This window comes from Rhodoglobus aureus, assembly GCF_039527955.1.
Taxonomy (GTDB): Bacteria; Actinomycetota; Actinomycetes; order Actinomycetales; family Microbacteriaceae; genus Rhodoglobus; species Rhodoglobus aureus.
In genome coordinates, this window is the sequence record NZ_BAAAKW010000055.1 from 1 (window position 1) to 12,199 (window position 12,199).

The window sequence follows — 12,199 nt, forward strand, 5'->3', positions numbered from 1 at the left end:
CTGACGACCAGCAAGAAAGGACCAGCAGCCAGACCATCCTCGCGCGCACTCTCAAATGATTCCACGAATCAATCCTCGCGCGCATCTTGACATGATTCCTCGGGGGGGTCACCTAGTCGCGGCGCGCGGCTTACAAGGAGACAGCCCAGCGTGGGTAAGATGGTGACGTGAACATCTTTGGTTTCGTAATCTCATTGGCGCTCTTTGTCGGCGGAATTTACATGATGGGCGAAGCTTTTTATGTAGAGGGCCTTGAGTCGGTCGTCTTCATGGGCGGCCTGCTCATCACATGCCTCGGTGTGTTCATTCCTGTTCACATCATGAAGCGCATCGACAGCTAGTCGGCCATGGCGAGCTTTCTGAGCCGGCTCGCGCCTCTTGCGTTGACCCTTCGGGGGTCAAAGCGAATGTTTAGCGATCCGCGAAAGACACTCGAGCGGGTTGAGCATCTTCGACTGCATCCAGCGAAAGCTGAGCCGCGTGCATCCATTTCTCGTCACGTAGACGTCACATCCCGCGTAATCGACGGGTGGACCGTGTTCGATGTATCCGCACGGTCGGGCAGCAATCCTGCGCGCGCAGTCTTTCTTCACGGCGGTTGCTACGTCTTTGAGATTGATTCGTTGCACTGGCGGTTTGTCGCACAGCTCGTTCGCGAAACGGGAACGACAATCAGCGTGCCCATCATGCCGCTTGCCCCAGCAGGGCAGGCATCCGTGGTTGTAGACAAAGTTGCCAACCTGGCGCAGTCGCTGATTGCCGAGGTCGGTGCCGGCAAAGTCAGCCTGATCGGCGACTCCTCCGGCGGCGGTATGGCGCTCGCCGTGGCGATGGAGCTTCGGGATCGAAAGCACGAACTTCTCCGCGCGATCGTTCTTTCTGCACCCTGGCTAGACGTCAGTGGAACAGATCCCAAGCTTGCCGAGATTGCACCACGTGATCCTTGGCTCGCAGTTCCTGGGACCAAAGCGGCCGGTGCCCTCTATCGCGCAGAGTTGCCCGAATCTGACTGGCGAGTAAGCCCGATCCACGGTGACCTTGTCGGTCTAGGCCCAATCACCGTATTCACGGGAACGCGGGACATCGTGCACGCCGACGCGCTGCGTCTACTGGCGAAAGCCGAAGAGCAGGGGATTCAGATCGACTTCCACGTGGGAGAAGGCATGATCCACAACTATCCGATACTGCCAATTCCTGAAGGAACTGCGGCTCGTGCGGTGGTCGCCAAGGCTATTTCCTAGCCAAGCAGAACTGCTTGAGAACTAGGAATATGTGAGTGGAGGGGATACGGAGAATCGAACTCCGGTCATCAGTTTGGAAGACTGAGGCTTTACCATTAAGCTACATCCCCACTCGGCACCCGATCATGCTGTGCACCGAGGAATACTGTACCTGAAACCTCGCCAAGTGCGAAGTCGAAGACAACCTCATCAGCTTTCTCCGCCATATTGCTCGCGAAAAGCCGCCGATTGCGTGTGAGAAGCATCCGAGAGCATCCGATCTGACGATCTCGTCAACATTCTGTTCCCGCTCAGGCTAGACTTGCCGAGGCCAATTTTGTACCGGCGTGAATTTCTGCGTCGCGGTCAGATCTATGTACGGCGCCCGGGGCGTAGCTCAGCTTGGTAGAGCGCTCGGTTTGGGACCGAGAGGTCGCAGGTTCGAATCCTGTCGCCCCGACGAAATACACACAACGAATTACAGGAGTCCACAACGTGAAGACAACCGTTGAGAAGTTGAGCCCGACCCGCGTCAAGCTCAACATTTCGGTCACCCCAGAAGAGCTCAAGCCGAGCATCGACCACGCGTACAGCCACATCGCGTCGCAGGTCAACATTCCCGGCTTCCGTAAGGGCAAGGTTCCGCCGCAGCTGGTTGACCAGCGCGTGGGCCGTGAAGAGATCCTCAACCACGCAGTAAGCGACAGCCTCGACGGTTTCTACCGCCAGGCAGTCACCGAAGAAGAGATTCGCGTTCTTGGTCGCCCCGAGGCAGACATTGTCACGTGGCCCGAGGTCAAGGACTTCAGCGGAGATCTCGTTCTCGCTATCGAGGTTGACGTTCGCCCCGAGTTCGACCTTCCCGACTACGACAAGCTCACCCTCACGGTTGATGCTGTTGAAGCATCCGCGGATGACGTGAAAGACGAACTCGACACCTTGCGTGCTCGTTTCGGCACACTCGTTACCGTTGAGCGCCCGGCGAAGAAGGGCGACTTCGCTCAGCTCGACCTCGTCGCCAAGATCGGTGACAACGAGGTTGACTCCGCATCGAGCATTTCGTACGAGCTTGGCTCTGGCGAACTGATCGAGGGCATCGATGAGGCACTTGACTCACTCAGTGCCGGAGAATCGACCACCTTTGAGTCAGTATTGCTCGGTGGCGAAAACGAGGGCGAGACCGCTGTCATCAGCCTGTCGCTGCTCACTGTCAAGGAGCGCGAGCTTCCTGAGGCAGACGACGACTTCGCCCAGATGGCAAGCGAGTTCGACACCATCAAGGAGCTCAAGGCCGATCTCAAGGAGCAGGTCAAGCGCTCGAAGGCCTTTGGCCAGGGTGCTCAGGCTCGCGACCAGATCGTCGACGAACTGCTCAAGACTCTTGAGATCCCCGTTCCCGAGAAGCTCGTTGAAGACGAAGTTCACCGTCACCTCGAAAACGAGGATCGCCTCGAAGACGACGAGCACCGCGCTGAAGTAGTTGAAGCCAGCGAAAAGACTTTCCGTTCACAGATCCTCCTCGACTCGATCGTTGAGAAGGAAGAGATCAAGGTCAGCCAAGAAGAGCTCACCTCGTACCTCGTACAGGGCGCTCAGCAGTACGGCATGGAGCCAGGCGAGTTCATTCAGGTTCTCGACAAGAACGGCCAGATCCCCGCAATGGTTGCCGAAGTTGCTCGCAGCAAGGCCCTCGCGGTCGTGCTCAGCAAGGCAAAGGTCGTTGACTCCAAGGGCAAGTCGGTAGACGTTTCGGCATTCACTGCCGTAGCCAACTCTGACGTTGTCGACGATGACGCTGCAGTAGAAGAAGCAGCAGACAAGTCCTAAAACACAGCTTCACACTCGTGGCCGGCTAGTTTCGACTAGCTGGCCACGAGTTCGTTAACGAGCAAACTGCATTCTGATCTGCAGAGAGACCGCGAGTGATCAGGCTGTGATTGTGTCGAGGAAAAACTTCGCGTATCGTGCGCCGTCGATGCCGAGAGCGACATCGATCCTGCGGAATAGCAGGTCGCCGGCACCGTGTTGCTCGTGGCCAGCCGTGCGGTGATCGACAACCGTCTGCCCTCTTGTAAGCGGGTCACCGAGACTTATTCGCACGGGCAGGTTCACAGTGCTGAGGCCATCGGGATCGATCGCGGCGCACACGGCACCGGCATCACCGATGTCGCCGTGGCCTTCGCCGGAAACTCGCACTTCGCCACCCTTGACACTCACGATGTGCTGCAGCAAGCGGCCGACCAGTTGGGCTCCTGGCTCAGAAGTGGCAGTGAGCCGAATGATGTCTTCTGGCGGGATGGTGACCGCATAAAAAACATCCAGGCCGTACATGGTGATGGGAACGCCCGAGGTCAGTACGATCTCGGCCGCCTCTGGATCGTGCCAGGTGTTGAACTCGGCCACAGCGGTAGCGTTGCCGACCGATGCGGAACCGCCCATGAAAACGATCCGCTCGATGTTGACCAGAACTTCGGGATACATCCGCACGAGAAGGGCGATGTTGGTCATAGGAGCCAGTGGAACCAGAGTGACCGGGGTCGGGCTTGCAAGGATCTCGCGTCGCAAAAGTTCGACGGCATGCATCGGCACGACAGCACGGGTGGAGAGTGGTAGTGCAAGGTCGCCGAGGCCATCTGAGCCATGCACGTGAGCGGCGTGGCTGGCATCAGCTAGCAACGGGCGGCTCGCTCCGGCTGCGACCGCAATGTCTCCGGCACCCGCAGCATCCAGCACGGTGAGCGTGTTGCGTACGACTTGTTCAAGGCTCGCATTGCCTGCGACGCAGGTAACCGCCCGCAGATTGACGTCAGGATGCCGCACAGCAACCATCAGTGCGAGGGCATCATCGATGCCAGTGTCAACGTCCAGAATCATTTGCTGCATACCGCAATGCTATTCGTGCTCACGGTTGACTGTGCTACATCCTTGAGGCTGCCACCAAAAGACACGTCTTAGTCAGCGGCGCCGACCGGACTCAACGGCATCGGAACCGCCGCGAAGTTGCTAAGACTGAACCACGACGGTAGTGCAGCGACAAGTGTCCGCTGCCCAGCGACGTCTAGAGCGCCTGTGCGCATGGCCAGACCGAAGTCCACGCGGCCCGTCCAGTAATCAACCATTGTCGTGACCTGCCCGGTGACCCGCACGTCGATGTTGTGACCGGGGTCGGTGAGGCACAAGTCGACATTCGGGGCGTCGAGGACCAACCAAAAGTGGCTGTTGCCGTCGCTGGACCCATAGAGGTGGAAGTACACGACAACACGACGTGATGGTAGGGCCTCGATCTCGATGTTTCGGTGCATGTCCCACATGAGAAGCGAGGCATCGAACGGCTTCGCGACCATGTCACCGCGGGCCCACCTCTGGCCCCACACTCCCATCGCCTCGATCACGCCACGCAGTTCCTTCCCAGCGGGGGTGAGGTGGTAAGAAGTCCCCTGCTTCTCTACTACGCCGACTCGTTCCAGAGACTTGAGCCGCTTAGAGAGCAGGGCGGGCGACATCAGAGGCACGCCCCGTCGCAGGTCATTGAAGTGAGTGCTGCCGCACAACAGCTCGCGCACCACGAGCGGGGTCCACCGCTCAGTCAGTACCTCGGAAGCCATAGCCACCGGACAGAACTGCCCATATGTCACCATGCACCAACACTATGACCGGTATCGGTTATGTACTAGTACACATTCAGCACTAGAGGTGCGAGCACGGTCGGTGGACGCTTGGTGCGACGACGACATCACGGAGGCTAATGACCATGACCATTTCCAGTGCACAAGCCCGTACTCTAGAGGCCCTCGATGCATCTCTCAAGGGGGACGTTCTCGTGCCGGGAGCACCGGAGTACGACGCAGCTCGCCGCGTGTGGAACGGCGAGGTCGATCGGCACCCGGCCGCGATCGCCCGCTGCCAGGGGGTGGCTGACGTGATGTCGGCGGTCCGGCACGCCCGCGAGCACCACCTACCTGCATCCGTCCGTGGTGGCGGCCATGCGGTGGCAGGCCACGCGGTGCTCGATGACGGATTAGTGATCGATCTTTCCGGAATGACGGGGGCGCGCGTCGACCCGATCGCCCGCACAGTTAGCCTTGAGGGCGGCGCCCTCAACTCCCACATGGACCGCGAGAGTCAGGCATTTGGGCTCGCCATGACCGGCGGGTTCGTCAGCCATACCGGAGCAGTCGGGCTCGCCCTCGGTGGGGGCATCGGCCATCTGATGCGCAAGTTCGGTCTCGCCATTGATGCGATGCGTGAAGCAGACGTAGTAACCGCCGATGGATCTTTCCTGCGCGCCAGTCGCGAAGAGAACCCCGACCTGTTCTGGGCACTCCGCGGCGGCGGCGGCAACTTCGGCATCGTTACCAGCCTCACCCTGGACCTCGAACCTCTTGGGCCCGAGATCCTGGCCGGATTGATTGCGTGGCCAGCTGACCAGGCGGCAGCTGTGCTGAGCTTCATGCGAGACTTCGTCGCAGATGCACCAGACGACCTCGGGCTGATGGCTAACCTGCGGTTGGCCCCGCCCCTTCCTCTCTTCCCCGCGGAAGTGCACGGCACCCCAATAATCGCTCTGGTCATTACCTGGGCTGGTGACATCGAGGCAGGTAAGGAGTTTCTGCGGCCGCTCAGGGAGCTCGGCACCCCTGTAGCCGACGGCATCACGATCAAGCCGTATGTCGCGCACCAGAAGATGCTCGACGCGGCGGTGCCTCACGGGCGGCACTACTATTGGAAGTCGCACCGACTCGGTGCGCTCAACAGCGAGATGATCGACATCATCTGCACTCACCTCGAGGAGATTAGCTCGCCATTGAGCTCGGTGCCGATCTTCTGCTTCGGGGGAGCGATGTCTCGGGTGCCTGAGGGCGAGACCGCCTTCCCGCACCGTGACGCCGCGCACGACATCAACATCGTGGCTTCGTGGCTACCGGAACAGGCAAGAGAGGCGGATCGGCATCGGGCGTGGGTGCGCGGTTTCTTCGATGACTTAGCCCCCTACTCCCGCGGGGTCTACGTGAACTTCACCTCCGACGACGCACAGCAGCGGGTTAGGCAGGCCTACAGCGACACGCAATGGAGTCGACTCCAAGCAGCGAAGGCGGTGTATGACCCCACCAACTTCTTCGACCACAATGCCAACATTCCGCCCGCGACGGGACCTGCGGCTTAACCGCCCTCCGAGCCATCACGTTCTGGCGCAGACGAGTAGGAGTCGCGGGCTAGTCGGCCAAGAGCTCTGCCGCATAGCTGCGTACCGAGCGCTGGTATAGCGGCAAATAGTCCGCAAGTGCCATGAGTGCTACCGCGACTCCCTGCGTTGCATCCCCGCGACTTGTGAGTGCAAGAGCGAGAAAAGCGGCGGATGGCCCTGTCCACTCGTCATCGGGGTGCTCGTGCAGTTGCTGCTCAAGTAGTGCGATCGGCTCAGCGGTGTGGCCGAGATTGCGCAACGTGCTGGCCAACTGGATTACTGCTTGCGGCCGGCGGGTGGCATCCAACCCGATTTCTAACGCCCGACGGTAGAGCGGTTCTGCTTCTGCCTCGAGACCGGCGTAGTCGCGAGCTCCCGCCGCTTCGAACAGTGCCTCGGCATCGTCGCTCAGGCGTTCGGCGACAAGCGCATCGATTGCGGTGACGACATCACCATCTGACATCGACGCGGCGTTGGACCAGATATCGGCGACTCGATCGCGCCAGTTGTCATGCATTTTGTGAGCCTACAAGCACCAATACGCGACGCGGTACTTTGCCTAGGGCGAACAAGCCAGAATCGAGACGCGTACTCGGATAGATTCGTAACCAAGCGATTACTGAAACGGAGCGCAACAATGGCCCAACCGGCATTGGTCTCAAGTGTTTTTGACCAACTCCTCAAAGATCGCATCATCTGGCTCGGTTCAGAGGTGCGGGACTCAAACGCGAACGAGATCTGCGCAAAGATCTTGTTGCTCGCGGCAGAGGACCCCAAGCGCGACATCTACCTCTACGTCAACTCACCCGGTGGATCGATCACCGCAGGAATGGCGATCTACGACACGATGAAGTTCGTGCCAAACGACATCGTCACCGTTGGCATTGGCCTCGCAGCCTCGATGGGGCAGTTCCTGCTCTCCTCTGGCACGAAGGGCAAGCGCTACATCACCCCGAACGCACGTGTGCTCTTGCACCAGCCGTCGGGTGGATTCGGTGGAACTTCGGCCGACATCCAAACTCAGGCTGGCGTCATCCTCGATATGAAGAAGCGCATGGCCGAGCTCACTGCAGAGCAGACCGGCAAAAGCGTTGAGCAGGTTCTCATCGACAACGACCGTGACAACTGGTTCACAGCACGTGAAGCACTTGAATACGGCTTTGTTGACCACCTGCGCGAGTTCGCTTCTGACGTCGTAGGTGGCGGCGGAACCGAAGAAGGCGCTTCCGACAACGACGCCAACAGCAAGAAGGACTAGCAATGACGAATTTCAACCTCGGAGCACAAGCGCCCGCCGGCATTGGTCGTCCGGATGCTGATGCTCGCTACATTCTGCCGACGTTCGAAGAGCGCACGGCCTACGGCTACAAGCGCCAAGACCCTTACGCCAAGCTGTTCGAAGATCGCATCATTTTCTTGGGGGTGCAGATCGATGACGCTTCCGCTGATGACGTCATGGCGCAGCTTCTCGTACTTGAGAGCCAGGACCCTGACCGCGACATCGTCATGTACATCAACTCACCAGGTGGATCGTTCACCGCGATGACGGCGATCTACGACACGATGCAGTACATCCGCCCCCACATCCAGACCGTGGTTCTCGGTCAGGCAGCTTCGGCTGCAGCCGTGATCACTGCGGGTGGTACCAAGGGCAAGCGACTGGCTCTGCCCAACGCGCGCATCATGATTCACCAGCCTGCTGGTGGGTCAGAAGGTGCAAGCCAAGCTTCGGACATCGAGATTCAGGCCCGCGAGATCCTTCGGATGCGCACGTGGCTCGAAGAGACCCTGGCGCACCACTCGAACCGCACTGCCGAGCAGGTCAACAAGGACATCGAGCGCGACAAGATCCTGAGCGCCGCTGACGCCGTTGAATACGGTCTTATCGACCAGGTATTGACGAGCCGCAAGACGCTCCCTGCGATCACGAGCTAGCCAGCGCAAGAGTAGTTTCACCTGGACGCATCAAGCGCCTGGACGCAACTGAGGCGGTCATCCGAAAGTGGATGACCGCCTCAGTTGTCGTTAGGGGCGCGATTAGCGGGCGCGGTGAGCTGTGTGCTTGCTAGTCGTCACTCTTCTTGCGTTTCACCGAGATAAGGAAGATCGCCACTACGGCAACAATCACGAGGACAATTGCTGAAACGACGAACACGACCGTCGACGTGTCAAACGCGGGGGACTCATCCGTGTTTCCATCCTCGGATGGCGCGCTTTCGTCGGTGGGTGCAGTCTCGTCGAGCGTGCCTCCGCCGCAGGTCGGGGGAGCGTTGAGCCCTTCGGAGATTGTCTGACTGGTATCGGGTTGCCAATCGAAGTTGATCTCTCCAGAGATGGTGTGTCCGTCAGAGGAGACAAGCTGCCACCGCATCAGGTAGTCGCCGGGCTCTCCGAGTGAGGCGCCAGTCGAGAGCGAATCGTCACGGATAGTGAAACAGCCGTCTCCAAAGTAGTCTCCAGCCTCGTTGGTGACCTGAATGGCGAAACCGCCACCGTCTCCCGCAAGGTCAAGCAGCGTGTCGTTCGTGCTCACCGAGAACTCGGTGGGCAGCTCGGTCAGCGTTTGGCCTTCTGCGGGGGAACTTGCCACCAGATAGTTATGCGCGTACGCGGGCGCGGCCACGAGCAGCACGAGTGCTGCGATCGCGACGGCGCTGAACGCAGCGCCAATGTTGGTAATTCGACGCATGGGTGAACCTACTTACTGGTTGGGCGGCGGAAGGCGAATGCCAACAGGACCGCGCCAAGTCCGGCGATGAGTCCGGCGATGCCGAGACTGCGCGCTACGGGGTCGCTGCTGTCACTCGTTTCGGCATGGTCACCCTCCGTGGCGTTCTGGTCGCTGTGTACATCGTCGCTGTGGGCATCGTCGGTTTCCGCTGCCGCATCGCCGTGGTGGCCAGCTGGTTCGTCGTTGACGAAGAGCACCGGGGCAGGATTCTCGGCGCCCTCTTCGATTCCGCTCCAGCTGACCACGGTGCCGTCGGTGTAGGTCTGGTCTGCGGTCAGCACCACGCTTCCGACATCAGGAACCGGGCCGAGCGAGATAGGAAGCAGCAGTAGTGCGCCATCGCCCAGCTCTGAGCCAACCTGCGCTGTCCAGATGATTGACGTGACAGCTTCAGTGATTTCGCTTTCACCGACCATGACAGGCTCGGGCAACTCGGTGCGCACCAGCTCGGCTTCCCAGCCGGGAACGGGCACGAAGCGAACGCTCGTAAATGGTGTGTCTGTCGGGAGCTTCAGCTCGACACGGTTGGTCATCTCGGTCTCAGATTCGTTCGGAACTTTGACGGTGATGAGGGCATATGTGCCTGCTTCGGCCTGCTCGGGGTCGATGGAGACATGAGCCATGGCTGCCAACGGCGCAGCAATGGCGATGGTTGCGCCTGCAGCGAGGGCGAAGGCAGTTTTAGTAAGGGTGTTCATTGTGTTCTCTCTAACGGGTCGCAGAATTGCGACAAAAGTAGTGGGATGCTGTGCGGGCTATGCCGCGAAAGTCGCGACGGGTGGGCCGCGATAGCGCATCGCTGAGAGAAATCGGGTGGCAAATGTTGGGACGTGAGGCGCGTGTAGCGGAAGCCGAAGGTGGGCGCCGTGCACCCTGACGGGAGTCATCGAAGTGAGCAGTCGCGCCAGGAATAGGCGCGCGGTGGCGAGTAGCCCCCAGAACGCCACCTCGGCGTAGCGGAACATCACAATCGTGACGACGGCGGCAATGAGGTGGGTGGCCGACATTGCCGAATTTGCGGTCTGCGCAGCTGAACTGAAGTCCAGAGTCATGGCTGACATGTCGTGCCGCGCAATACCCTGGGGGGCGAGCATCGCGTTGAATAGCGTGTGATACATTGCTTGGCTGGCCAGAATCGCGATCGTTAGGCGCACCAAGGACACAGTGCGACCGGCCAGCAGCGTGCACACGGCAATCGAAATGACGAGGGAAACTGTCATTCCGAACATCGACGGGGCAACCCCGCCAGCGAGTTGGTGAGAGAGCGCCGCTGCGAAGGTCGCAAAGACCGCAGCCGCACTGCCACGAAGCACGCGCATCGCACGTGTATGCATGTGGCTCCTTCTCTGATCTGCGTCGAACTCTTCAACCCTAGTTCGTATCCGGAGGCAGATTCGCTTGGTCAGACACTCGTTGGCTGGTGCCTAGCATCGACGCGCCGAAACGCCGCCCGTAATGGTGACGGAGACTGAACGAATATCGGGTTAGGCTCGTTGTCAAGGTATTTACTCAAGGAGAGGAACCGGCATGGCCCGAATTGGGGAAAGCGCGGACCTGCTCAAGTGTTCCTTCTGCGGCAAAAGCCAGAAGCAGGTACAGCAATTGATTGCCGGTCCCGGTGTCTATATCTGCGACGAGTGCGTAGATCTGTGCAACGAGATCATCGAGGAACGACTGGCAGAAGCCGGCGAAGAGGCGTCGAGTGAATTCGACCTGCCCAAGCCCCGCGAAATCTACGCGTTCCTTGAGGAATATGTCATCGGTCAAGAGGCCGCCAAGCGTGCTCTCTCCGTTGCCGTCTACAACCACTACAAGCGCGTCCGTGCCCGCAACACTATTACTTCGGCCGACGCCGTTATCGACGATGTCGAGATTGCCAAGTCCAACATCCTGCTGATCGGCCCCACCGGTTGCGGCAAGACCTATTTGGCGCAGACGCTGGCCAAGCGACTCAACGTTCCTTTTGCGGTAGCGGATGCCACAGCCCTCACTGAGGCTGGTTACGTTGGAGAAGATGTCGAAAACATCCTGCTCAAGCTGATCCAGGCCGCTGACTACGACGTCAAGAGCGCAGAAACCGGCATCATCTACATCGATGAGATCGACAAAATCGCTCGCAAGGCAGAGAACCCCTCCATCACTCGTGACGTATCGGGTGAGGGCGTTCAGCAGGCCCTGCTCAAGATTTTGGAAGGCACAGTCGCTTCCGTTCCGCCTCAGGGTGGCCGCAAGCATCCGCATCAGGAATTCATTCAAGTCGACACGACAAACGTGCTCTTTATCGTTGCCGGAGCATTTGCTGGCCTAGAGGAGATCATTTCTAACCGTGCAGGCAAGAAGGGAATCGGTTTCGGAGCCCCCCTTCACAGCAAGGGCGACGACGTCAACCTCTTTGGCGAGGTGCTGCCAGAAGACCTCCACAAGTTCGGGCTCATTCCCGAGTTCATTGGCCGACTGCCTGTTGTGGCGACAGTGACGCAGCTCGATCAGGTGGCCCTTATGGACATCCTCACGACTCCGAAGAATGCTCTCGTACGTCAATACCAGCGCATGTTCGAGATTGATGGTGTTGAGCTCGAGTTTGAGCGTGACGCGCTGGAGTCGATCGCCGACCTGGCCGTGCTTCGCCAGACCGGTGCTCGCGGTTTGCGCGCGATCCTCGAAGAAGTTCTTGGGCCGATCATGTTCGACGTGCCGTCCGATGAGACAGTCGGTCGCGTAATTGTGACTAAGGCTGCTGTGCTGGACAATGCAGCGCCGACGATTATTCCGCGCGAGCTGTTGCGCGAAGAGAAGTCCGCCTAACCTTTCGCAGGTCGCAGGTCGCGTAGGCGGCCACCTTCTAGGCGCCACAACGCTGGCGCGCCGTGAAGGATATCGCTGGCCGTTCGGATGACAGCTGCGGGCGCCGCCGTGCGTTAGGCCTTCGGCCTCCCGGATTGTCGCCGTAACTGACCGGCTAGTTGTACTGCCCAGGGACGTTGGTTGAATCGGTGTGACGACTCGCTGTAGTTGTTGAGGGCTGGGTGAGGGCCTCCGGTTGAAAGTGGAGTTGTTGACACA

Annotated in this window: 13 protein-coding genes and 2 tRNA genes; 8 read left to right on the top strand and 7 right to left on the bottom strand. The window is 59.6% G+C overall.

Annotation, left to right across the window (positions count from 1 at the left end; all coding sequences use genetic code 11):
- Positions 1-167 precede the first annotated feature (167 nt).
- Together ABD112_RS11860 and ABD112_RS11865 are read left to right on the top strand one after the other, a co-directional pair.
- Complete coding sequence (locus ABD112_RS11860) at positions 168-341, top strand: hypothetical protein (protein ID WP_343926126.1); 174 nt, start codon at positions 168-170, stop codon at positions 339-341.
- A gap of 66 nt (positions 342-407) precedes the next feature.
- Positions 408-1,241, top strand: a complete 834-nt coding sequence (locus tag ABD112_RS11865; RefSeq protein ID WP_343926128.1) for an alpha/beta hydrolase fold domain-containing protein — start codon at positions 408-410, stop codon at positions 1,239-1,241.
- Positions 1,242-1,277: 36 nt separating this feature from the next.
- Here the strand turns inward: ABD112_RS11865 and ABD112_RS11870 are convergent.
- Positions 1,278-1,351: transfer RNA gene (locus ABD112_RS11870), tRNA-Gly, on the bottom strand.
- Between the two features lie 255 nt (positions 1,352-1,606).
- Here ABD112_RS11870 and ABD112_RS11875 point away from each other — a divergent pair.
- Positions 1,607-1,680, top strand: a tRNA-Pro gene (locus ABD112_RS11875).
- 35 nt (positions 1,681-1,715) lie between these two features.
- Positions 1,716-3,047, top strand: a complete 1,332-nt coding sequence (tig, locus tag ABD112_RS11880; RefSeq protein ID WP_343926130.1) for a trigger factor — start codon at positions 1,716-1,718, stop codon at positions 3,045-3,047.
- Positions 3,048-3,146: 99 nt separating this feature from the next.
- On the opposite strand, the gene ABD112_RS11885 is transcribed toward tig, so the two are convergent.
- Both ABD112_RS11885 and ABD112_RS11890 read right to left on the bottom strand, forming a co-directional pair.
- Positions 3,147-4,103 (bottom strand): nucleoside hydrolase, encoded by a 957-nt coding sequence (locus ABD112_RS11885; RefSeq protein ID WP_343926132.1) that lies wholly within the window; start codon positions 4,101-4,103, stop codon positions 3,147-3,149.
- Between the two features lie 68 nt (positions 4,104-4,171).
- Complete coding sequence (locus tag ABD112_RS11890; protein ID WP_343926133.1) at positions 4,172-4,858, bottom strand: winged helix-turn-helix transcriptional regulator; 687 nt, start codon at positions 4,856-4,858, stop codon at positions 4,172-4,174.
- 113 nt (positions 4,859-4,971) lie between these two features.
- Between ABD112_RS11890 and ABD112_RS11895 the strand changes: the two genes are divergently transcribed.
- The gene (locus ABD112_RS11895; RefSeq protein WP_343926135.1) at positions 4,972-6,384 is read left to right on the top strand and encodes an FAD-binding oxidoreductase; all 1,413 of its coding nucleotides are present in this window, start codon (positions 4,972-4,974) and stop codon (positions 6,382-6,384) included.
- Between the two features lie 49 nt (positions 6,385-6,433).
- Here ABD112_RS11895 and ABD112_RS11900 read toward each other — a convergent pair whose 3' ends face one another.
- On the bottom strand, positions 6,434-6,922 hold the full coding sequence (locus ABD112_RS11900; RefSeq protein ID WP_343926137.1) for a tetratricopeptide repeat protein: 489 nt from the start codon (positions 6,920-6,922) through the stop codon (positions 6,434-6,436).
- A gap of 120 nt (positions 6,923-7,042) precedes the next feature.
- Between ABD112_RS11900 and ABD112_RS11905 the strand changes: the two genes are divergently transcribed.
- Both ABD112_RS11905 and ABD112_RS11910 read left to right on the top strand, forming a co-directional pair.
- A complete protein-coding gene (locus ABD112_RS11905) occupies positions 7,043-7,663 on the top strand; it encodes an ATP-dependent Clp protease proteolytic subunit (protein WP_343926139.1) in 621 nt (206 codons plus the stop codon).
- Between the two features lie 2 nt (positions 7,664-7,665).
- Positions 7,666-8,340, top strand: coding sequence for an ATP-dependent Clp protease proteolytic subunit (locus tag ABD112_RS11910; RefSeq protein ID WP_343926140.1), 675 nt, complete (start codon positions 7,666-7,668; stop codon positions 8,338-8,340).
- 130 nt (positions 8,341-8,470) lie between these two features.
- Here ABD112_RS11910 and ABD112_RS11915 read toward each other — a convergent pair whose 3' ends face one another.
- The 3 genes from ABD112_RS11915 to ABD112_RS11925 are packed head-to-tail and all read right to left on the bottom strand — an operon-like array spanning position 8,471 to position 10,470.
- Positions 8,471-9,094, bottom strand: coding sequence for a copper resistance CopC family protein (locus tag ABD112_RS11915; RefSeq protein WP_343926141.1), 624 nt, complete (start codon positions 9,092-9,094; stop codon positions 8,471-8,473).
- 8 nt (positions 9,095-9,102) lie between these two features.
- Positions 9,103-9,834 carry a YcnI family copper-binding membrane protein gene (locus ABD112_RS11920; protein WP_343926142.1) on the bottom strand — a complete coding sequence of 244 codons (732 nt, stop codon included), beginning with the start codon at positions 9,832-9,834 and terminating at the stop codon, positions 9,103-9,105.
- Between the two features lie 57 nt (positions 9,835-9,891).
- Entirely contained in the window at positions 9,892-10,470 is a 579-nt protein-coding gene (locus ABD112_RS11925) for a hypothetical protein (protein ID WP_343926144.1), read from the bottom strand.
- A 193-nt stretch (positions 10,471-10,663) separates the two neighbouring features.
- On the opposite strand from ABD112_RS11925, the gene clpX reads away from it, so the two are divergent.
- Positions 10,664-11,941, top strand: coding sequence for an ATP-dependent Clp protease ATP-binding subunit ClpX (gene clpX, locus ABD112_RS11930; RefSeq protein ID WP_343926145.1), 1,278 nt, complete (start codon positions 10,664-10,666; stop codon positions 11,939-11,941).
- Positions 11,942-12,199: the final 258 nt, after the last annotated feature.